We start from the raw sequence: 21,081 nt of genomic DNA, 5'->3' as shown, positions 1-21,081 counted from the left end.
GCCGTGCCCGGCGACCGCTCCAGGCCCGCCGCCCGCGCGCCGGGCGCGCCGACCGGCCCCGGCGCTTACCGGGCGGACCACAGCCGCCAGCCCTCCAGCTCGACGAACACGATATAGGCGAAAATGAATGTGGCGCCGATGCAGAGCGTCTCGATAAAAGCGCCGCTCGTCTTCCCGGTCCGCATCAACGGGATGCGGAGCTTGAAGGGGAGCGGCGGCAGCGGCTGGATGCCGCGCCGGGTAAGCGCGTCGGCGAGCAGATGGAGCGCATAGGCAAGCCCGCCGGCCTGCCAGACGGCCGGATGCTCCGGCGCGATGCCGTACAGGATGCCGGTCCACAGCGCGGCGGCATAGAACGTATGCGTGAATCCGCGATGCGGCAGGAAGACGCAGCCGACGAGCAGTCCCCCGGCCAGCGCGAGCCAGGGCAGCCCGCCGTACCAGCCGCCCACCAGCAGCCCCGCGCCGATGATCAGCATGAGCAGATGGCGCAATTTGCGGCTGGAAGAGAAGGCGGTCAGCGCCAGCGCGCCGCCCGCCGCCCAGTTCCACGGGGCGTAGGGGGCGGCAAGCCAGGCGACGGCGGCGGCGGTCAGGAGCAGCGCGAGCTGCAGCGCGCGGATGACCGGCTTCGGCAACGCGCGGTTGACGAGCAGCGCGTTCGGCTCGTCGATGTCGGGAAGCAGGCTGCTGACGGCGGCGACGGCGGCGGCAGCCGGCATAATGGGCGTGCGAAGCAGAGCGACGAGCGCAAGCGACACGCCCGTGCCGACGATCAAATGTGCGGATCCTCTCATGAAAACGTTTCTTCCCTTTCTGTAGGCAGCAAAAGCGGCATATCCCCTATATTTCTATTTTAAGGGATATTGCCGCCGGGTGCAAACAAATGTTCGGGAATGCACGTCCCTCAGGCCAAAGTTACTCCTTGACCGCTCCGAGCACGATGCCGTGCACGAAATACTTCTGCAAAAACGGGTAGATAAGCAGAATCGGCAATGTGCCGATAAAGATTTGCGCCGACTTGACCGTTCGTTCCGACAGCTTGGCAACCGTCTCCGGATCGAGCTGGGTAAAATCCATCTGCACGACGATCGTCTGCAGCAGCGTCGCGAGCGGCAGCTTCTCGATCTCGCGCATGTAGATGAGGCCGTCGAAGTAGGAGTTCCAGTGGCCGACGATAATAAACAGCGCGATCGTGGCGATCGAAGGCAGCGAGATCGGCAAATAGACGTTCAGAAACGTCCGGAAATGATTCGCGCCGTCGATCAGCGCCGCCTCCTCCAGCTCCCGCGGAATGTTGCGGAAAAAATTGAGCAGCAGAATCATATTGTAGACGCCGACCGCGCCGGGAAGAACGAGCGACCAGATCGTATTGATAAGCCCCAGTTTCGTAATCAGAATATAAGCCGGGATGATACCGCCGCTGAACAGCATCGTGAAAATAAAGTACCACATATACAGATTCCGCCCCGGGAGCGCATGCTCTTTGGACAGCGCGTACGCCGCGGTTGCCGTCAGCGCCATGCTGAGCGCCGTGCCGAGGACCGTCCGTTCCACCGAGATGAAAATCGAGCGAATGAAATTCGGATTCTCGAACGTCTTGTTGTACGCTTCCAGCGTAAAGTCGATCGGCCAGAATGTGACGAGCCCCGCATTGGCCGGCGCCGGCCCGCTGAACGATACGGCCAGCAGATGGACGAGCGGCAGTATGCAGAGCAGCGCGACGGTGATCAGAAACAGATGGTTGAAGAAGGAGAATATCCGGTAAGGCACCGTTTTGTAATACATCCGAAAGCGACTCCCCTCGTGTTCATGTCCGGTTCGAACCCGGCTAGAAAATCCGATAATTGGCGAACCGGTAGGCCAGCGTATACGAAACGATGATCAGCACCAGGCTGATGAACGACTTGAACAGGCCGACCGCGGTCGCGAAGCTGAACTGGCCGCTCAAGAGCCCTTCGCGATACACGAACGTGTCGATAATGTCCGCCTTGTCGTATACGAGCGGATTGTACAGGTTGAAAATTTGGTCGAAATTCGCATTCAGCACCCCGCCGAGCGCCAGCGTGGCGACGACGACCAGAATCGGCATAAGCGCCGGAATGGTGACGTGCACCGTCTGCTTCCACCGTCCCGCGCCGTCCACTTCGGCCGCCTCGTAGAGCGAAGGGTTGACGCCGGCCAGCGCCGCCAGAAATACGATCGTGCTGAAGCCGAATTCCTTCCAGACGTCGCTTACGATGACGGTAAAGCGGAACCAGTTGCCTTCTCCGAGGAAGAAAATCGGATCGATGCCGAACATGCCGAGAAAGCGGTTGACGATCCCGGTCTGGGACAGCACGTCGATCAGAATGCCGGCGAGAATGACCCATGACAGGAAATGCGGCAAGTAAACGAGCGTCTGCACCGAGCGCTTGACGAACGATTTGCGCACTTCGTTCAGCAGCAGCGCGAATACGAACGGCACCAGCAGGTTCAGCGCGATTTTGATGCAGGCGAAAAACAGCGTATTCGAGATAATGCGGAGAAAATAATCGTTCTGGAGCATATAGCGGAAATGTTCCAGACCGACCCATTCCGAACGCAGAAAGCCGAGTCTCGGCTTATAATTTTGGAACGCCATCATAATCCCGAACATCGGAATATAGGCGAAGATGAACGTGAAGACGGCTGCCGGCAGCACCATGACATGCAGCATCCAGGCGTTCTGCCGGCGAATCGCGGCGGAGCCCCGGCGTTTGCCCGGAGGACGCTGCGGCGACGGTCCGGTATGCGAGGTTTCATTGGCGGCGTTCAAAGCGTTTCCCCCTTTTGACGTGAAGCTGGTTTCAGCTATACTCAATGTTACTGACGGCGCTCCGCCCTGCCTATATGGCGATCTTAGGCCGGTAGGATTCCGTTAGGCAATTCGGACAAGACGGGGGAAAACGATGAAGTTCAGACGAAATTTGTTTGCCAGACTGAATGCGGGATTGGCCGCCGTCTTTATGCTCATTGTCATCATTTATTGGCTTTCTCATCGTCAGACGACGGAAGTGATCCAGCGGGAAATCAGGCAGTCCAATCTGCAGAAGCTGCAGCTGATGAAGAGCGACATGGATTTCAAAATCGAGCAGATGGTCAGCTTTTCGATGATATTGCTCAACGACTCGACAGTCCGGCAGTTCGCCTCCATTCCGATCGATCGGATGAGCTACGATCAGATGGTTATCCGGCGGGCTATCCAGGATAAAATCGTGTTTCAGGAAAATATATCGCCGCAATGGAAAAGCTCGTTCGCGGTATATTCGACGTTCAATCGCGACATGCTTGCCGCCGAATTTTCGTCGTACGACGAGGAGGAATTGCGGAAAAACGTAACGGTTCACTGGACGCTCAGGCCGGACCGGAAAGGCGGGCGATCCTTTTACAAGTACATTTCCGATTCGATCATGCATGCCGGCGACCCGAAGGACGCGTCGGTCATTATCGAGGCCGCTTTTCCCGAATCCAATATTCGGACGCTTCTGAATCAGGAAGCGCTGCATGGGCGCGGCGAAACGCTGCTGTACGACCCGGCGACGGGCGACTGGATATCGTCCGGAGGCGCGGACGAGGAGCTGACGACCAGCATACTTAGCCAGCTGGCCCGTAAAGTCGACCGGCAGACCGGGGAGACGTTCCACTATGCTCTGGATAGCGGCGAAGGCAAATATGCGGTGACCGGCGTCCGCTCGGCGACGCTGGGGTGGTATATCGTGGATTGTACGCCGCTTAAGGAAGCGATGAAGCCGCTCGGCAAGGCGAACGCCTTTTTCTATACGGTGCTGGTCGGATTGTTTGCGCTTACTTTGCTGATGTCCTTTGCTTTGCACCGGAATGTGCTGACGCCGCTCAAGAAGCTGATCGGCGGATTGCGCAGCGTTCAGTTCGGAGATTACGGCGTACGGCTGAAATGGGAAAGCGACTACCAGTTTTCGTTCGTGTTCGAACGTTTCAACGACATGACACGGCGAATTCGGGAACTGATCGAGCATGTGCTGATGGAACAGTTGCGAGCCAAGGATGCCTATGTGAAGCAGCTGCAGGCGCAGATCAACCCGCATTTTCTGTACAATTGCCTCGGCTTCATCATCAATATGACCGAAATGCAAAACAGCAAGGCTGTCGTGGCCATGGCGCACCGGCTTAGCGATTATTACCGCTACATGACGCGTACCGATGTCGGAACGGTAACGCTGCGGGAAGAACTGGAGCTGGTCCGCAATTATCTGGACATTCAGCAGATGCGCTTCCCGCGCCTCGATTACGATATCGATGTGGCGCCGGAAGCGGAGGCGCTGGACGTGCCGCGGCTTATCGTGCAGCCGATCGTCGAGAACGCGATCGTTCACGGCGTCGCCCGCTCGGCAAGGCCGGCGTCGATCCGGATCGCCGGCGGGACGGAAGGAAAGCGCGTTTGGCTTACGGTGCGGGACAACGGCCGCGGATTGGACGAGCAGCGGCTCTTCCGACTGCAGCAGACGCTGCAGCTGCAGGAAGAGCCGGAAGTCGGCTACGGTCTGTGGAATACGGCGCAGCGGCTGAGGATGGCGTTCGGGGACGAAGCGGAGCTTACGGTAGCGCAGGCCGCCGAAGGCGGCGTCGTCGTCCGGCTCGAATGGACGAACGGCAGCGCGAAAAGCGCAGAAACGGCGGAAAGGAGACGGCAGGAATGACAGGAATGAAACATTTGCTTATTGTCGACGATGAAGCGCACTGGACGGACAATCTGGCCGACCATAAGCCGTGGGGAGAGGTGGGCATCGATGTCGTGCACAAGGCTTATTCGGCTTTTGAAGCGCTGGAGCTTATCCAAACGTACCCGGTCGATCTGGTGATAACCGACATCATGATGCCGGAGTGGACCGGGCTGGAGCTGATTGAAGAAATTCGCAAGCGCCGGCCCGATACCGTCTGTATCTTGCTGTCCGGCTATTCGGATTTCGAATATGCGAGAACGGCGATCGAGCTCGAAGCGTTCGATTATTTGCTCAAACCGGTGAAGGACGAGGAATTGTTCCGTGTCGTCCGCCAGGCGCTGTCCCGGCTGGAGCGGCTGGATGAGAAGGAGCGGCTGCAGCGCCGGCTTGCTTATTCGCTGAATGAGAATATGCCGCTGATCCGCAGCCATTTGCTGTCCGAATGGCTGACGGGAACGGCTCGTGCGGCGGATTGGGAGAATTGCGCCGTCCGTTACGGCATCCCGTTCCGGGCGGGGGACGAGGTCCTGCTGGTGCTCGTCCGGCCGGACGACCGTCTCGGCGGCGGCGAAGGGCGGGAAGCGCCGAAGCACGAACGGAAGCTGGCGGAGTATGCCATTCAGAACATCGCCGAGGAATGGATGTCTTCCGGCGGATTCGACGTGTGGAGCTGCTGGCTTGGCCGGGATTATATGGCCATGCTGCTTCGCTGCGGGAACGGCCGGCCGCCTGCGCCGGACATCGGTGACGCGCAAGCGCTTGAGCGGCTGCTTCTCGGCCTGCAGCAAAATATTAAGCGTTTCGCGAAAGCGAGCGTTTCGCTCCTGATGACGGATCCGCACCGGTTTCCCGACGAGGTCCATGCGGCCTGCGAGAAAGCGCTGATCAGCTTTCGCCAGCAGGTCGGAGGCCGGCAGGAGCTTCTGCTGGCGCAAAAAGATGCGGCGCCGCCGCTTTCCGCCAAATCGCTGCGGACGCTGCACTGCCCGCCATCGCTGCTGCAACTGATGGAAGTGCAGCGCTGGCAGGAGGCGGAAGCGCTCGTGGAGCGGATGCTGACGGAGCTTGAGACTGACTGGTCCGAATCCCACGAGCATCTGCTGGCGGCGGCGATGGAGATCGGCGGCGCCTTTCTGCAGCTTGCGCACCGCAGCGGCATCTTTCTGCGCGACGCGGCGCCGGAACTGACAAGCGGTTTTATCGCCGGGGAACCGATGCGTTCGATTGCGGCACTGCGCCGCTGGGCGTCCTCCATGCTGCAGGCGATGCGCCGCCATATGCGGGAGGAGGCGGTCCACAACCGCCGCGAGACGATACGCCGGGTTCATGAATATATCGAACGGCATTTGAAGACGGACGCATCGCTGCGCGCGATTGCCGATTACGTTCATATGCATCCGACCCACTTGTCCAAAATATACAAGCAGGAAACCGGACAGGGGCTGAGCGACTATTTGATGCAGGTGAGGATGGAGAAGGCTTGTGCGCTGCTGAGCGGCTCACAATTGAAGGTATATGAAATATGCGAGGAAATCGGCTATCTGGATCCGGCCTATTTCATCAAGGTGTTCCGCAAGTTTTACGGCGTGACACCGCAAGAGTACCGGGATCGGGTGAATGCCGGCAAATAACCGGATATGCGCGATCGTTGCGGAAGGCAGAGCGCCTCTTGATCCGGACTGCATGAACAATAAATTCTTATCGGCCTAACATTGTCTTATGGAACCGTCTTCAAAGGGCCTGTTAAGATGGGGCTATCATAAGGCAGGGGGGAACAAGATGCAACGCAAATTTCGCAAAGGATGGAGACTGGCGCTGGCCGCCGTCCTCAGCTTCAGCCTGCTAGCGGGCTGCTCCTCCGGAGGCGGAGAGGCGGAAGGATCGGGACAGGGAGAAGGCGGCGGACAAAACGCCGAAGCGGCGGCGATCGCCGACGAGGCGGTCAAGAACGGCAAATACAGCACGCCGATCGAAATTACGAGCGTCGGCCGCCAACGGAAATATACGAAGGGCGACACGAAAGACAACAATGTGCACAGCCGCTGGGCGGAAGAGAAGCTCGGCATCAAAATCAAAAATATTTGGGAGCCGGCCAATGTCGACCAGTACAAGCAGAAGCTGCAGCTTGCGCTTTCGTCGGGCGAGGAGATTCCGGATTTTGTGCCGTACTACGACGATCCGGTCGTGATCGGGCAGTTGATCGAATCGGGCGAGTTTATGGCGATTGACGAATTGTTCGATAAATATGCCAGCCCGATTCTGAAAGAGCATTCCGAGAAGCATCCGGAAATGTGGTATCCGTTTATGTACGAGGGCAAGAAATATGCGTTGCCGGTACTCGAGTATCTGGACAACGACAACACCGTCTTATGGTTCCGCGAAGACTGGATGGAGAAGCTCGGGTTGTCGGCGCCGAAAACGATTGCCGATCTGGAAGTCATTATGGAGAAATTCAAGTATGAGAATCCCGACGGATTGAAGCCTGAGGAAGTGTTTCCGCTAACGGCCGCCATGCGCAGCACGCTGAACGGCTGGATGGGGTCGCTGGAATGGGTGTTCGGCGCTTACGGCACGATCCCCGAGCAGTGGAATATGGATGAGAACGGCCGGCTCGTCTACGGCTCCATTCATCCGGGAGCGAAGCAGGCGCTGGAAAAACTGCGGGAGTGGATGGCCAAAGGCTATATTCATCCGGACGCGGCGCTGTGGGACGAAGGCAAGTCGTCGGAGCTGTGGACGGCGGGCAAGGCCGGCATATTGCCGGGCGCGCAGTGGGTGCCGGACTGGCCGGCGCCGGATTTGACCAAGAACGTCAAGGGCTCCAAATATAAGGCGTACCCGATCCCGAGCGGCCCCGACGGTCATATCGGGACGAAGTGGCGCAGCAGCACCGGTACGAACGGCAGCATTCTGATCAGCCGTCACGCCAAGCATCCGGAAGCGATTTTCGTGTACTACAACCATTTGCTTGAGCATTACGCCAATCCGAAGGAAGGCAGCGAATACGAGTACGGTTTTGCCAAAGGATACGATTGGGATATTATCGACGGCAAACCGACCAGCGACGCGTCCAAAATTCCGGACTACAACAACGAATTCATGTTTATTACCGGTTTTAACAACAATCCGGCCCGGATTCCGGACCTCTATATGAAGACGCTGGTGAAGCTGGCGGAAGGCGGCAAGCCGGAAACGCCGTACGAACGGCAGCTTGCCGAACAGCGCAAACCGGAAAACTGGTATGCCGCGAAGGTTGTCATGGACCAGAAGGATATCCGGCGCAAAAACTATTTCAACGGCGCTCCGACCAAAACGATGCAGAGCAAATGGAATTTGCTGCGGCAGTCCGAATTCGAAACGTTCAATAAAATCATCTATGGCAAACTGCCGGTAGACGAATTCGACAATTTCGTCGCGAAGTGGAAAGCAAACGGCGGCGATCAGGTGACCGAAGAAGTCAATGAATGGTATCAGGAGGTTTCGGGGCAATGATTTTCGCCCCACTGCAATCTGGCGGCCGAAAGCGGCGTGAAGCGCGCCGCTTTCTTTATGCGCGGGCAGCGCAAGTGAGGCGGGAGGCGCTCTGAAGATGGGGAAACGTTTTTATGCCGTCCTGGCAGGAGCGGGGATCGTTTTGCTTGTCGGGGCGTTCGGATCGGTGTTGATGAAGGGAAAGGAGAATGTGCCGATGAGAAATAGATTGCCTGAAAAAGCGGAAAAAGGGTTGCTGCAAACGACGCTTCAATTCGAAGAGAAGGAAGGCGGCGTCATCGCCTATCAGAACGGCATTCCGGTGCCGACGTTCGAGCCTCAGCGGCGCAACGTGTTGACGTTGTCCGGAACGTGGAAGAAAGAGCGGTTTGCAGCCGACCATGATCAGACGATGGCTCCGCGGAGCAGGGAATGGGTGCGCGCCGTAGAGGAGGCGGCGGAAGGCCGGACCGCCGAGAAGTTTGACGATTCCGGCTGGGAGGACATCGAGCTGCCGCTTCCCGAGAACATCATGACCGGCGAGGAGAGCGCGGCCGGAGCGGAAACCTATGAGGACGGCGTCTGGTACCGCCGCACGTTCGAGCTGGACGATTCATGGAGCGGCCAGGCTGTCACGCTCAAAAGTTTGGGCGTCAGCTATATCGCAGACATCTGGATCAACGGTCAATGGGCCGGGATGCATGAGGGCGGATTTACGCCGTTCGCGCTGGATGTGACGCCCTTTGTCCGCAGCGGCGCCAATACGATCGTGGTCCGCGTCGACAATCCGCCGTGGGGTTCGCGGATCGATACGATTCCGGCGGTGGCAGGAACCGACTTTTTCAATTACACCGGCATCATCCAAGAGATATATTTGGAAGCGGTGCCGTATGTGCATATGGTGCGGGCGGACATTGTGCCGCAGGAAGAGGACGGACGGCTGCTCATCCGGGCTGTCGTGGAGAACCGTGGCAACCGCAAGGCATCCGTGACGCTGGCGGGAGCTGTCTATGAGGCGGTCACCGACAGCGAGAAGCTGCTCGCATCGCCGTATCCCGCAGATATTATCGGCGCGCCGGCCGAGACGGAAGGGATGGACGACCGGGACATCGAGCTTGCTCCGCTGGAAGCGCGGCTTGTGACATGGAACGTTCGTGTCAAAGAGCCGAAACGGTGGACGATGGAGACGCCGCATCTGTACGTAGCGGAATTTTCGGTTCACCAGAACGGAACGGCAACGGATCGGCTGGCGACCCAGTTCGGCATCCGGACGATCCGTACGGACAAACGAAATATTTTGCTTAACGGGGAACCAGTCTTTCTGAGGGGCATCGCCCGCCACGAGGAGTGGCCGGTATACGGCCGGACGGCTTCCTGGGAACGGATCGTCCGCGATCTGGAACAAATTCGCGGGCTGAATGCCAATATGGTACGGACCGGGCACTATCCGAACCACGTTTACACCTACCTGGCGACGGATCGTCTCGGCCTTGCCGCGATGAGTGAAATCCCGCTCTGGCAGTTCGAGACGATTCATTACGAAGCGCAGCAGACGCGGCGGCTCGCCGATCAAATGTGGCGGGAAATGGTTTTCTCGCAATATAACCGTCCTTCGGTCATCATGTGGAGCACGCAGAACGAAAGCAAGGACGTCATGCTGCGCAAGGCTTACAACGAGCGGCTTGTCCGGGATATCCGCACTTTCTATGACGACGGCCGGCTCGTGACGCAGAGCGCTGCGGCCGATCAGCCCGGGCCTTGGGACGAATCGATGGAACCGCTTGACGTCGCGGCCTGGACGATGTATTTCGGTATTTTCCACGGGAGCACGCCGTACGAAGGGACTCGCGATTTTGTGGCGGAAGCGGCGCGCCGTTGGCCCGACAAGCCGCTGCTCAACACGGAGTTCGGTTACTGGACGGGAGAGACGGACCTTGAGGCGGACCGTCAGGCGGAGATTTATAACGAAACGCTGCGGGCGCTGATGGAGCATGCGACGGTGACGATGGACGGGCGGCCGAACCCGGAAGGGGTTTTGGCGGGAATCGACTTTTGGACGGCTTACAACTGGTATGTCAATCACGGACAGTGGAGCCAGACGATGGGAATCTACCATATGGACCGGACGACCGCCAAGCCGGTGCGGGATTTGATCCGGGAAGATTATGCCCGAATATCGGGCAAGCCGGCCCGGTAGGTTCTTTGACAACGGCGGCGCCCTTGACGGATAATGAACGAAAGATGAGGCCGCACTTGGCGGCCCGATCATCATGTCAGGGGAATGGAGCGTTGTCATGAAATCACTCGTATTGGCCGAAAAGCCGAGCGTCGCGAAAGAAATCGCCCGGGTGCTCGGCTGCGGGCAAAAGCATAAAAGCTACATGGAAGGACCGGATTATGTCGTGACATGGGCGCTCGGACATCTTGTCACGCTGGCCGAGCCGGAGGATTACGACCCGAAATACCGGACATGGAAGTTGGAAGATTTGCCGATTATTCCGGAACGGATGAATCTGAAGGTGCTGAAGGAGACGGCCGGCCAGTTTCGCGCCGTCGCCCAACTGTGCAAGCGTGCCGACCTTGGCGAGCTTATCATCGCGACCGACGCCGGGCGCGAAGGCGAGCTGGTGGCGCGCTGGATTATGGAGCTTGTCCGCTGGCGCAAGCCATTCAAGCGGCTGTGGATTTCGTCGCAGACGGACCAGGCGATCCGGGACGGCTTCCGGAATTTGAAGCCGGGACATCAATACGATGCGCTGTATCGGTCGGCCGTATGCCGCGCGGAAGCGGATTGGCTCATCGGTCTGAACGTGACGCGCGCGCTGACGACGAAATATAACGCGCAGCTCGCCGCCGGCCGCGTGCAGACGCCGACGCTGTCCATCCTGATCGAACGGGAGCGGGAAATTCGCGATTTCCAGTCCAAGCCTTACTGGACGATCGCGGCCGATTTCGGCTCGTTCCAGGCGGTATGGCGCGAGAAGGACGGCCACGACGGGCGGCTGTGGGACGAGGCGCAGGCGGAGGCGATCGCGGAACGGGCGCGCGGGCGCGCCGCCAAGGTGACGAAGCTGCGCACGACGGAGAAGAGCGAGCCGCATCCGCAGGCATACGATTTAACCGAGCTGCAGCGGGATGCGAACAAGCGGCTCGGCTTCTCGGCGAAGCAGACGTCAAATGTGCTGCAGCGGCTTTACGAGCAGCACAAGCTGGTGACGTATCCGCGTACCGATTCCCGCTACATCTCCAGCGATATCGTGCCGACGCTGAAGGGCAGGCTGGAGAGCGTCGCTGTCGGGCCTTACGCGGCGCTGGCCCGCAAAGTTCTGCGGGGAACGCTGCCGGTATCGAAGCGGTTCGTCGACGACAGCAAGGTGAGCGACCATCACGCGATCATTCCGACGGATCAGTATGTCAATCTGTCCGCGCTTACGAACGATGAGCGACGATTGTACGATCTGATCGTCCGCCGGTTTATCGCGCTGTTCTATCCGCCGTACCGGTACGACGAGACATCGGTCGTCCTCTCCGTCGGCGATGATCATTATTTCGCCAAAGGACGGATCGAGAAGGACGCCGGCTGGAAAGAGGTTTACGCATCCGGCGGGGCCGGTTCCCAGGGCGATGACGATTGGGACGACGAAGAGGACGGGGCGGACCGGAGCGACGCGCAGCCGGCGCAGCGGCTGCCGGAGCTGGCCGTCGGCCAGACGGTCCCGGTGAAGCAATGCCGCACGCGCGAGCAGCGGACGCAGCCGCCGGGCCGTTACACCGAAGCGGCGCTGCTGGCGAAGATGGAGAAGCACGGCCTCGGCACACCGGCCACCCGGGCCGATATTATCGAGAAGCTGCTGCAGACCGATACGATCGAGCGGACGCAGAACCGGCTCGTCCCGACAGGCAAGGGCCGCCAGCTGTTCGAGCTTGTCGTGGATGAGCTGCGCAGCCCGGACATGACGGCGGAATGGGAGCGGGAGCTGGAGCGGATCGCCAAGGGCAAAGGCGACCCGCAATCGTTCATGGCCGGCATTCGGGAGCGGGCCCGGCTGTGGGTCGAGGAGGTCAAGCGGGAGACGAAGGAATACAAGCCGCACAACCTGACGACCTCCCGCTGTCCGTCCTGCGGCAAGCCTTTGATGGAAGTGAAGGGCAAGCGCGGCAAGTCGCTCGTCTGCTCGGACCGGGAATGCGACTACCGGCGGTCGGCGGAGCCGGCGCTGACGAACCGGAGATGCCCGCAGTGCCACAAGAAGATGGAAATCCGCAACGGCAAGGCAGGGAAATTTTTTCATTGCCGTCCGTGCAACGTCATCGAGATGGTCGGCGACAAGCAGGGCGGCCGCGTAAGCAAGCATGAGCAGCGCAAGCTGATCGAGAAGTACAGCGACAACGCGCCGTTGTCGAACAGCCTCGGCGATGCGCTGCGGGCAGCGCTGCAGCAGAAGGGCGAGTAAGGCTGCCCGCGGCGGCGCCTCACAAATCATAAAAAAACGAAACTGCCAGGATTCATTCCCGGCAGTTTTTTTTGCGTTGGAAAAAAGTAAAATCTATATTTTTTTACTAAGTAAATTTTACAAAAGAATATTACCTGTTATATTTATATCATACAACTTTTCGATGGAGGCCGTAAAACATGATTGGATTGAAAGAGATCGCTAAGCTTGCGGGTGTTTCGGTATCGACAGTATCCAATGTGCTGAACGGACGCAAAAACGTCGGACAGGCGACACGGGAACGGGTGCTGCAAATATGTTCGGAATACGGCTACATGGAAACGTCGGGAAAAGCGGCGAAATCGGAAAAAAATAAAACGGTTATCTTTATATTCAGCGATTTCGACCGGGACTTTTATTTGAAGATTATAGAAGGCATCAGCGATTGCCTGACCGAGAACGGTTACGATTTGATCATTTGCACGAATAAATCGAGCGCCAATTTTATGCGGAGCAATTTTGCCAGCGGGGTGATCAGCCTGGACGGAAGTATGCCGGACGAGCTGCTCGTATCCGCCGCCAAGGCCAATTTTCCGATCGTCGTGATGGACCGTATTATTGAAAACGAACATGCCTATACTAAAAGCGTTATCGTTGACAACTATCCCGTTATGTGTGAAATGGTGCAGGGACTGGTCGACAAAGGGTTCAGACGGTTCGGCTATATCGGCGGCCTCGCTTTTACGCTGGACAATAAAGAACGTTTCGCCGGGCTGATCGATACGCTGGCCAAAAACGGCATTCCGTTCGACCAAAAGCTCTACTTCCATGGAAATTATCGCGAAAACAGCGGGTACCAGGCGGCCAAAATTATGATTTTGAGCAACGATGTGCCCGAGGTTGTCGTTTGCGCGAACGACAATATGGCCATCGGCGCGATCAAAGCTTTCGAAGAATACAACATCAAAGTTCCGGAAGACGTTGCCGTTACGGGATTTGACGATTCCGACATGGCGGCCGTGGCAGGTTTGACGACGATTTCCATCCCCCGATACGAAAGCGGCTATATCGCGGCCAAAGAATTGCTGGCGATGATCAACGGCACAGGAGGGAAAGAACCGTTTAAACTGAGTGCGTCCGTCAAATGGAGAGGAACGGCATAAATCAGATTTTATATTCATGAAGTAAAATTCGTTGTTTTTTACTAATACGAATAAGTAAAATTTATTGACGATTTATAAAATCGATTTTATAATAAAGGCCAGTAAGCGTTTTACTCACTCGAGCAACTGGAATCACAACATCGTTAAGGGGGCATTACGTTGAAGAAGGTCAAAAAGTACTTCGGCATACTGGCCGCTACGGCGCTGTTGGCGGCTGCGGTAGGTTGCGGCAGTTCGACGGGCAACGATTCCGAGTCGGGCACCTCGGCGGACGGAACGGAAAAGTTGAAGAAAATTTCGATTTTCCAATCGAAGGTGGAAATTGCCGAACCGTTGGAAGCGCTAACGAAAAAGTATAAGGAAGAAACGGGCAACGAGGTTGAAGTGTGGGGCGCGGCGGGCGACGCTTATGCGACGCAGCTGCAGGCGAAGCTTACCGCCAATCAAGGGCCGACGATTTTCAGCGTGGCTCCCGGATCGGAAGCGGAGAAATTCAAGTCCTATTACTACGACATGAGCAATGAGCCGTATGTGCAATATATCGCACCGAACATGGCTCTGGAAATCGACGGGAAAGTGGTCGGCGTGCCGTACGGCGTGGAAGGCTTCGGCTTGGTTTACAACAAGAGCCTGGTCGATCCCGCCAATGTGAAGGACCTGGATTCGTTTACGAAGACGCTGGAGAAGCTGAAGGCGGAAGGCGTTAACGGTCTGAGCCTCTCGCAGGAAGCGTACTTCCTGATCGGACATTTGCTCAATACGCCTTTTGCGCTGCAGCCCGATCCGCAGGCGTTCATCGAGCAATTGAACAAAGGCGAAGTGAAGATGGCGGATACGAAGGAATTCCAGGAGTTTGCGAAATTTCTGGATGCCATCAAAGCCAATACGAAAAATCCGCTCGAAGTCAAATACGATACCCAGATGGGCGACTTCGCGACCGGCAAAACGGCGATGGTGCATCAAGGCAACTGGAGCTACACCATGCTGGCCGATTACGGGGACCTGGGTTTTGAAATCGGCATGATGCCTTTCCCGCTCGCCGGCAATGACAAGCTTGCTGTCGGCCAGGCAAGCAGCTGGGTCATTAACGGAAAAGCCGATCCGGAAGAAATCAAAGCGGCCAGCGCTTTCCTGAACTGGCTCTTCACAAGCGAGACGGGCAAAAATGCCATCGTGAACGAATTCAAATTCATTCCGGCTATGACCAATATCGAAGCGAACGAACTGGATCCTCTGTCCCAGGCCGTGCATGAAGCGACGAAGAGCGGCAACACGATTCCGTGGGCATTCCGTGATTTCCCGCAGGGCTTTATTGTGAACGACCTGGCTCCGCTCGCACAGGAATACTTCCTGAGCAAAAACATGACCGGGGAGCAGTTCCTGCAGAAGCTTGATGAAGTGTGGGCAAAGGCGGCAAAATAAAGCAATACAATTCAAAAAAACAAAGGCCTAACCTCGATCGTCAGCGTTAGGCTTTTGTTTTCCTTTTGAAAGCCGGAAACTATCTTTACTGAAATGAGTGAGACGGATGAATAAAAGAAAGGATAAATTATGGTTCGCCATATTCACGGTGCCGCTCCTTTTTATTTTTACAACCGTGGTCATCGTGCCGTTCGTCATCGGCATTGTCTATTCGTTCGTGGACTGGGACGGCATTCCCGCCAATCCCAAAGTGTTCGTCGGCTTTGACAACTACGTCCAGATCTTCCAGGACGAGCGCTTTCTCGCTTCCGCATGGAAAACGGTTCTTTTTACCGTTATGGCGCTTCTGTCCGTCAATGTGCTGGGGCTCATCTTTGCGCTCCTTGTGACGACGGGGCTGAAGGCAAGCAATGCGGCGCGGACGATGCTGTTCATGCCGAACCTGATCGGCGGTTTGATTCTCGGTTACATCTGGCAGTTCATTTTTACGGATATTTTGTCCATGATCGGCGAGAAAACCGGTTTCGGAAGTCTGTTCTTCAATTGGCTGCTCGACCCGCAATTCGCCTTGTATTCCCTGGTCGTCGTCTTTACATGGCAGATGGCCGGATATACGATGATTATCTATATTGCAGGCATTCAAGGCATTCCCGACGATTTGATGGAGGCGGCGAAAGTGGACGGGGCCAATTTGTGGCAAAGGCTGACCCGAATCGTATTCCCGCTGCTCATGCCTGCCATTACGATCTGCCTGTTCCTGACGTTGTCCGGAGCATTCAAAATTTTCGACGTCAATTTGTCGTTGACGAAGGGCGGACCGAACAACGCCACGGAATTGTTCGCCATGAACATTTACAATGAAATATTCAGCTACAGCCATTACGGGCTCGGACAGGCGAAAGCGATCGTCTTCTTCCTGATCGTCGCCGCCGTAACCTTGACGCAAGTCATCATTACGAAAAGGCGAGAGGTGCAAATGTGATGAGAAAAACAAGCAAATGGATTTTCGAACTATTGCTTGTCGCCCTTGCGCTTGCATTCCTGTCGCCGATCTACATCATGATCGTCAACTCGTTCAAAAACCGGGCGGAGCTGTACGAGAACGCATTGGCCCTGCCGTCCACGTTAAGCTTTCAGTATTATAAGCAGGCCATGGAGAAAATGAATTTTCTGACCGCATTCGGCAACTCGCTGTTTGTAACCGTCATTTCGGTCGCGATTGTCGTCATTCTGGCTTCCATGACGGCATGGATGCTGGTCAGAACGGAAAACAAATTAAGTAAAATCATCTTTCTGACCTTCGTTTCGACGATGCTGATTCCTTTTCAGACGCTGATGATGCCGCTGATGCAAGTGATGGACTGGATCAGCCGGAATCTGCATATCCCGATGCTGAATACGCACGGGGGCTTGATCTATATGAATGTCGGCTTCCACGCCAGCATGGCGGTATTTCTGTATCACGGCTTTATCAAGTCCGTCCCGGTTGCGCTCGAGGAGGCCGCGACGCTGGATGGCTGCGGCAAATTCGGCGTATTCTGGCGAATCGTGTTTCCGATGCTGAAGACCATTACGATTACCATTGCGATTCTGGATGTCATCTCGATCTGGAACGACTATTTGCTGCCGTCCCTGACGCTTTCCGATAAAGGGCTCAGGACGATTCCGCTGTCCACCTTCTACTTCTTCGGAGAGTTCACCATCGTCTGGAATCTGGCGATGGCCGGATTGACGCTGACGATTATTCCGGTAGTCGTATTCTACTTCTTCGCGCAGAAATATATCATCAAGGGCATTGCCGCCGGAGCGGTGAAATAATCGCCGTTTGAAACAAGCGGGACTTGCGCGATTGCGACGAAGGGAGCAGCTGAAGATTGAGAATTGTCATTCTCGGTGATTTTCATTTAAAACCCGAAGATTACGAACTGACGCGGTCGGCGATGGAAGATATTGCGAACTGCAAGCCGGATTTGATTATCCCGCTCGGCGACTTCGGCAGCCAGGAGAACATCGGCCGCGTTGCCGGACTGGAAGAAGCGGAACGATTTTTGCGAATGCCGGGCGTGCCGTTGAGACCGATTTTGGGAAACCACGATTTGGAACGGGAGTCCGGCAACGGGAAGCAGCCGAAAGGCACGATGCAGGAACGCTTTTTGCAAATGTTTCAGTTGGACAAGCCGTACGGTGTGCTGGAATTCGAAAACTATCGATTCTTTTTCGCTTCGACGGAACCGCAAAGTCCGGATTCCTGCTATGACGTACAGGAGGTGTTCGCCTCCGACGAGCAATTTGCCTGGCTGACCGGAAAGCTCAAGGAACGTCCGAATGTCCCAGTTATATTTTTTACTCACGCTCCCCCGGTCGGTTCCGGGCTGCGCACGGTGCCGCGCGTCCACGTACGGTCGACGAACGCTTACCTGGACGAAAACCATGATCCTTACCGGTGGTATTATTTATTCAAAAATTGTCCGGAAATCGTCATGTGGTTTTCGGCCCATTATCATTTGAGTCACATGCATCCTGATTCCCATACGTACCGGTTTGGAACCCACTTTTTTATAACCGGCGTGCACGGCGCTTCTTTCACCCGCGACGGGCTGCGGCAATCCCGCATCGTGGACATCGGGGATAACGCCGTCACGGTACGCACGCTCGATCATATCAAGCGTTCGGTGACCGACGAAGGAGGCTGGAGGCACGAGGGTCCGATCCGATCGTTAATCAAAAAACCGGACGTCTTGCTGTCCCGCGTTCACTCCTTCCCGGTCGGCGAAGCCCCGGCCATCCCGGGCGGCATCGTTCCGCTGTCCCCCGACCGGTGCCTGGTATCGACGGAGGACGGTTTTACGTGGGAGGCCGAACCGGGGATGGAAGCCGTTTTCGGCACATGCCACATCGGTCCGGTTTTGTCTGCTGTAGCCGCTTCGGAAGAGCATATCTGGCTCGCTTGGGGAAATTCGGTCGGCCGCAGCGACCGGCACAGTCCCTGGCGGTTTGTCCGGGATGCGAACGGGGATTGGCCATCGGTGAAGTGGCAGTTCGAAAATGAAGCGGACGGTATGGCCGTAAGACCGGAAGGCGGCGTGTGGGTGGCGGCGGGTCCGGATTTGTGGAAAATCGATGACGCCGCGGCGAGCGGCTCGCCGTCCGCCGTTCGAATCTCCCCGCTCCCCGAACGAAGCCGGGCGTTGATTGCGGATGGGCGTACCTTATGGTCTGTCGCCGACTCGGGCACCGTATACCGGTACGATGAGGAGCGGCAGTCTTTTCAGCCTTATATGGAAAACGTACAAGCGTGGGATTCGTGGAGAGGGTACCATGCAGCGATTGTTGCCGATAATGGCGTTCTCCGGCTGAAATCAATGGACGAACGAAATCAGTATGAGGTATCGCTGCCGGTCCCGGTCGGCGAAGGCGCGCACGTTCAGGCGATCTGTTTGGGCAATCATCATGTTTTGGTTATCGCCGGCGGGCAAGCGTTCTTTGCCATCGTAAATCTGCAAATCGTGAGCAAGCTCGAAACGCCGAACGGCTATGCGGCTTCGACAGCCAGAGCGTATCACGCGAAGGCGGACAATGTTTGTTCGTCGTTTTACATCTCGGTGCAATCGAACGATCCGGGCGTGCGGCCGAGGCTCGAAATGTGGGAAGCCGCTCTCCGTTATTAGGGCGCCGCACCGGTGAAATGATCGCCGTTTGAAACAAGCGAGACTCATGCATCGCAGGGTTAGCAGCGAAGAGGAGTGTCCGATTTGAAAAAAGTTTGGTGGAAAGAAGCGGTTGTTTATCAAGTATATTGGCGCAGTTTTTACGATACGGACGGAGACGGTTACGGCGATCTGCAGGGCGTAATCGAGAAGCTCGACTATATTCAGAACCTCGGGGCCGACGTCATTTGGCTGAATCCCGTCTACGAATCGCCGGATAAAGACAACGGCTACGATATATCCGATTATTACAAGCTGATGCCGAAAGCCGGTACGATGGAAACATGGGAGAAGCTGCTTCACGAAGTTCATCGGCGCGGGATGAAGCTGATTATGGATCTGGTCGTCAACCATACGTCGAACCGGCATCCGTGGTTTCTGGAATCCCGCTCTTCCCGCAGCAACCCCAAGCGCGACTGGTATATCTGGAAGGACCCGAAGGACGGGAAGGAGCCGAACAATTGGCGCTCTTACTTCTCGCCGTCCGTCTGGGAGTGGGACGAGAAAACCGGACAGTACTATTTTCACTCGTTCGCCGTGGATCAGCCCGATCTGAACTGGGCCAATCCGGAAGTTCGCGAGGCTGTCTACGAGATGATGCGGTATTGGCTGGACAAAGGGATCGACGGTTTCAGACTCGACGCCATCGCTTTGCTGGCCAAGCCGGAGCGGTTCGACGACGCGGACAATCCGCATGATATCCGGTATTTGACGAACAATCCCGGCCTGCACGACTTTTTGAAAGAAATGAACGAAAAGGTGCTGCGTCATTACGATATTATGACGGTTGGCGAAGTCGCCTATGTGTCGCCGGAAGAAGGACTGCTTTATGTCGGAGAGGACCGTCACGAGCTGAATGCGCTGTTTCATTTCGAAGTGGCCGATGAAATGCCCGGCTGGGATATGCTGCGGTTCAAAGAAATTCAAAAGAACTGGTATCAGAAATTGAAAGGGAAAGGATGGAATTCCCAATTTCTGAACAACCACGATCATACCCGGCAAGTGACGCGTTACGGCAACGACGGGAAATACCGGGTGGAATCGGCGAAGCTTCTGGCGACCATGCTGCATACGCTGCCCGGCAATCCTTACGTCTATCAAGGGGAAGAAATCGGGATGACCGGCGTTCGCTTCGCTTCGATCGAGGATTACAACGATATCGCGATGAAAAACCGGTACCGGGAGGAAGTCGAAAAAGGCAGGGACCCGAAAGAAGTGTTCGAAAGCCTGCTCGCCTTGAGCCGCGACAATTCGCGTACGCCGATGCAGTGGGACGATACCGAGCATGCGGGCTTTACGACCGGCACGCCGTGGATCAAAGTCAACCCGAACTACAAGGAAATCAATGTCAAGCGCGATCTTGCCCATGAGCATTCCATTTACCGGTACTATCAAAAATTAATCGCCCTGCGAAAGGCGAATCCGGTCATCGTCTATGGAGATTACGAGGATCTGTCGCCGGGAGATCCGCATCTGTACGTCTATACCCGGTGTCTCGACGGCGACCGGCTGCTCGTCATGCTGAATCATGCCGACCATGAGACGGCGTTCACCCTGCCCGACGGCTTCGACGATCGGCAGAAACAGCTGCTGATCGCCAATTACCCGGATGTCGGGGAGGGCGATTCCATCGCTTCCTGCAAGCTCAGACCGCACGAGGCGCGAGTGTACCGAATATGACCGGCTGCGGCCCCGGACAACACGTTTTGTCCGGGGCCGCTTGCTTGCTATTCCGTGAGCACCCGGTATATTTTCCGCGGCCTGCCTTTGGAAGCGGGGGCTTCTTCGCCGATCATTTCGGCCAGCCCTTGTTCCGTCAGGCTGTTCAGAATGCGGCGGGCATAGCGGGGGGTCATCTTCAGCCATTCGGCCAGCGTCGAAGCGTTGATGGAATGGCTGCCCGACTTTTTTGAATCGACAAGATTTTGTTGTAGGTCGTAATGGTTACGCCGCACCGTTTCAGCTTTTCGCTCAGCTCTTTGTTATTGGCGTTCTTCGACTTCAATTAATCGTTGTTCGTCTGCCAGATGCTTGCCTGTCCCCTTCCTGGCGTGCGCCGAACGTTGACGCTCCCCGCCAACCGGCAGTGCGCTTCGGCGAAAAGCATTTGCAGGTTTTGTTCCATCGGACGTACCGGCGGTTGCTCTAGCTATGATGAACGTAA

The 21,081-nt window shown here is 56.6% G+C and carries 16 protein-coding genes; 11 read left to right on the top strand and 5 right to left on the bottom strand.

Annotation, left to right across the window (positions count from 1 at the left end):
• Nucleotides 1-65: 65 nt before the first annotated feature.
• The 3 genes from ABEV74_RS20390 to ABEV74_RS20380 all read right to left on the bottom strand — a co-directional run bounded on the left by ABEV74_RS20390 (nucleotide 66) and on the right by ABEV74_RS20380 (nucleotide 2,698).
• On the bottom strand, nucleotides 66-797 hold the full coding sequence (locus ABEV74_RS20390; RefSeq protein ID WP_062490851.1) for a metal-dependent hydrolase: 732 nt from the start codon (nucleotides 795-797) through the stop codon (nucleotides 66-68).
• A 121-nt stretch (nucleotides 798-918) separates the two neighbouring features.
• Nucleotides 919-1,788, bottom strand: coding sequence for a carbohydrate ABC transporter permease (locus tag ABEV74_RS20385; RefSeq protein ID WP_062490853.1), 870 nt, complete (start codon nucleotides 1,786-1,788; stop codon nucleotides 919-921).
• A 43-nt stretch (nucleotides 1,789-1,831) separates the two neighbouring features.
• Nucleotides 1,832-2,698, bottom strand: coding sequence for an ABC transporter permease (locus ABEV74_RS20380; protein WP_082655516.1), 867 nt, complete (start codon nucleotides 2,696-2,698; stop codon nucleotides 1,832-1,834).
• A 232-nt stretch (nucleotides 2,699-2,930) separates the two neighbouring features.
• Here ABEV74_RS20380 and ABEV74_RS20375 point away from each other — a divergent pair, with 232 nt between their 5' ends.
• From ABEV74_RS20375 to ABEV74_RS20325, 11 genes are all read left to right on the top strand, one after another.
• Complete coding sequence (locus ABEV74_RS20375) at nucleotides 2,931-4,697, top strand: sensor histidine kinase (protein WP_430149050.1); 1,767 nt, start codon at nucleotides 2,931-2,933, stop codon at nucleotides 4,695-4,697.
• Nucleotides 4,694-6,352 (top strand): response regulator, encoded by a 1,659-nt coding sequence (locus ABEV74_RS20370; protein WP_430149047.1) that lies wholly within the window; start codon nucleotides 4,694-4,696, stop codon nucleotides 6,350-6,352. The genes ABEV74_RS20375 and ABEV74_RS20370 overlap by 4 nt, the downstream gene beginning before the upstream one ends.
• Before the next feature lie 148 nt (nucleotides 6,353-6,500).
• On the top strand, nucleotides 6,501-8,213 hold the full coding sequence (locus ABEV74_RS20365) for an extracellular solute-binding protein (protein WP_062490859.1): 1,713 nt from the start codon (nucleotides 6,501-6,503) through the stop codon (nucleotides 8,211-8,213).
• A 97-nt stretch (nucleotides 8,214-8,310) separates the two neighbouring features.
• On the top strand, nucleotides 8,311-10,389 hold the full coding sequence (locus tag ABEV74_RS20360) for a glycoside hydrolase family 2 TIM barrel-domain containing protein (protein WP_430149044.1): 2,079 nt from the start codon (nucleotides 8,311-8,313) through the stop codon (nucleotides 10,387-10,389).
• 97 nt (nucleotides 10,390-10,486) lie between these two features.
• The gene (locus tag ABEV74_RS20355; RefSeq protein ID WP_430149041.1) at nucleotides 10,487-12,646 is read left to right on the top strand and encodes a DNA topoisomerase III; all 2,160 of its coding nucleotides are present in this window, start codon (nucleotides 10,487-10,489) and stop codon (nucleotides 12,644-12,646) included.
• Between the two features lie 179 nt (nucleotides 12,647-12,825).
• Nucleotides 12,826-13,788, top strand: a complete 963-nt coding sequence (locus ABEV74_RS20350; RefSeq protein WP_430149038.1) for a LacI family DNA-binding transcriptional regulator — start codon at nucleotides 12,826-12,828, stop codon at nucleotides 13,786-13,788.
• 159 nt (nucleotides 13,789-13,947) lie between these two features.
• Nucleotides 13,948-15,210, top strand: coding sequence for an ABC transporter substrate-binding protein (locus ABEV74_RS20345; protein ID WP_062490865.1), 1,263 nt, complete (start codon nucleotides 13,948-13,950; stop codon nucleotides 15,208-15,210).
• A 106-nt stretch (nucleotides 15,211-15,316) separates the two neighbouring features.
• The gene (locus tag ABEV74_RS20340; protein ID WP_062490868.1) at nucleotides 15,317-16,192 is read left to right on the top strand and encodes a carbohydrate ABC transporter permease; all 876 of its coding nucleotides are present in this window, start codon (nucleotides 15,317-15,319) and stop codon (nucleotides 16,190-16,192) included.
• Nucleotides 16,192-17,028, top strand: a complete 837-nt coding sequence (locus ABEV74_RS20335; RefSeq protein WP_062490869.1) for a carbohydrate ABC transporter permease — start codon at nucleotides 16,192-16,194, stop codon at nucleotides 17,026-17,028. Before ABEV74_RS20340 ends, ABEV74_RS20335 begins: the two co-directional genes overlap by 1 nt.
• Nucleotides 17,029-17,084: 56 nt before the next feature.
• Nucleotides 17,085-18,878 (top strand): metallophosphoesterase family protein, encoded by a 1,794-nt coding sequence (locus tag ABEV74_RS20330; protein ID WP_430149034.1) that lies wholly within the window; start codon nucleotides 17,085-17,087, stop codon nucleotides 18,876-18,878.
• 84 nt (nucleotides 18,879-18,962) lie between these two features.
• Complete coding sequence (locus ABEV74_RS20325) at nucleotides 18,963-20,597, top strand: glycoside hydrolase family 13 protein (RefSeq protein ID WP_430149032.1); 1,635 nt, start codon at nucleotides 18,963-18,965, stop codon at nucleotides 20,595-20,597.
• 47 nt (nucleotides 20,598-20,644) lie between these two features.
• Here ABEV74_RS20325 and ABEV74_RS20320 read toward each other — a convergent pair whose 3' ends face one another.
• Nucleotides 20,645-20,872 (bottom strand): helix-turn-helix domain-containing protein, encoded by a 228-nt coding sequence (locus ABEV74_RS20320; RefSeq protein ID WP_430149029.1) that lies wholly within the window; start codon nucleotides 20,870-20,872, stop codon nucleotides 20,645-20,647.
• A gap of 27 nt (nucleotides 20,873-20,899) precedes the next feature.
• On the bottom strand, nucleotides 20,900-21,081 hold a 182-nt coding region (locus tag ABEV74_RS20315), incomplete at its 5' end, for a hypothetical protein (RefSeq protein WP_430149027.1).

The organism is Paenibacillus cisolokensis, assembly GCF_050481165.1.
GTDB classification, from domain to species: Bacteria; Bacillota; Bacilli; order Paenibacillales; family Paenibacillaceae; genus Paenibacillus_AH; species Paenibacillus_AH cisolokensis.
The sequence above is the reverse complement of the archived record's forward strand: the minus strand, read 5'-3'. Positions and strand labels throughout refer to the sequence as shown.

What these genes read in the sequence shown, in the direction of transcription:
- ABEV74_RS20340 (WP_062490868.1), top strand. Translation starts at nt 15,317, where the DNA reads ATGAATAAAAGAAAGGATAAATTATGGTTCGCCATATTCACGGTGCCG.
- ABEV74_RS20375 (WP_430149050.1), top strand. Translation starts at nt 2,931, where the DNA reads ATGAAGTTCAGACGAAATTTGTTTGCCAGACTGAATGCGGGATTGGCC.
- ABEV74_RS20335 (WP_062490869.1), top strand. Translation starts at nt 16,192, where the DNA reads ATGAGAAAAACAAGCAAATGGATTTTCGAACTATTGCTTGTCGCCCTT.
- ABEV74_RS20355 (WP_430149041.1), top strand. Translation starts at nt 10,487, where the DNA reads ATGAAATCACTCGTATTGGCCGAAAAGCCGAGCGTCGCGAAAGAAATC.
- ABEV74_RS20380 (WP_082655516.1), bottom strand. Translation starts at nt 2,698, where the DNA reads ATGCTGCATGTCATGGTGCTGCCGGCAGCCGTCTTCACGTTCATCTTC.
- ABEV74_RS20390 (WP_062490851.1), bottom strand. Translation starts at nt 797, where the DNA reads ATGAGAGGATCCGCACATTTGATCGTCGGCACGGGCGTGTCGCTTGCG.
- ABEV74_RS20365 (WP_062490859.1), top strand. Translation starts at nt 6,501, where the DNA reads ATGCAACGCAAATTTCGCAAAGGATGGAGACTGGCGCTGGCCGCCGTC.
- ABEV74_RS20360 (WP_430149044.1), top strand. Translation starts at nt 8,311, where the DNA reads ATGGGGAAACGTTTTTATGCCGTCCTGGCAGGAGCGGGGATCGTTTTG.
- ABEV74_RS20350 (WP_430149038.1), top strand. Translation starts at nt 12,826, where the DNA reads ATGATTGGATTGAAAGAGATCGCTAAGCTTGCGGGTGTTTCGGTATCG.
- ABEV74_RS20370 (WP_430149047.1), top strand. Translation starts at nt 4,694, where the DNA reads ATGACAGGAATGAAACATTTGCTTATTGTCGACGATGAAGCGCACTGG.
- ABEV74_RS20385 (WP_062490853.1), bottom strand. Translation starts at nt 1,788, where the DNA reads ATGTATTACAAAACGGTGCCTTACCGGATATTCTCCTTCTTCAACCAT.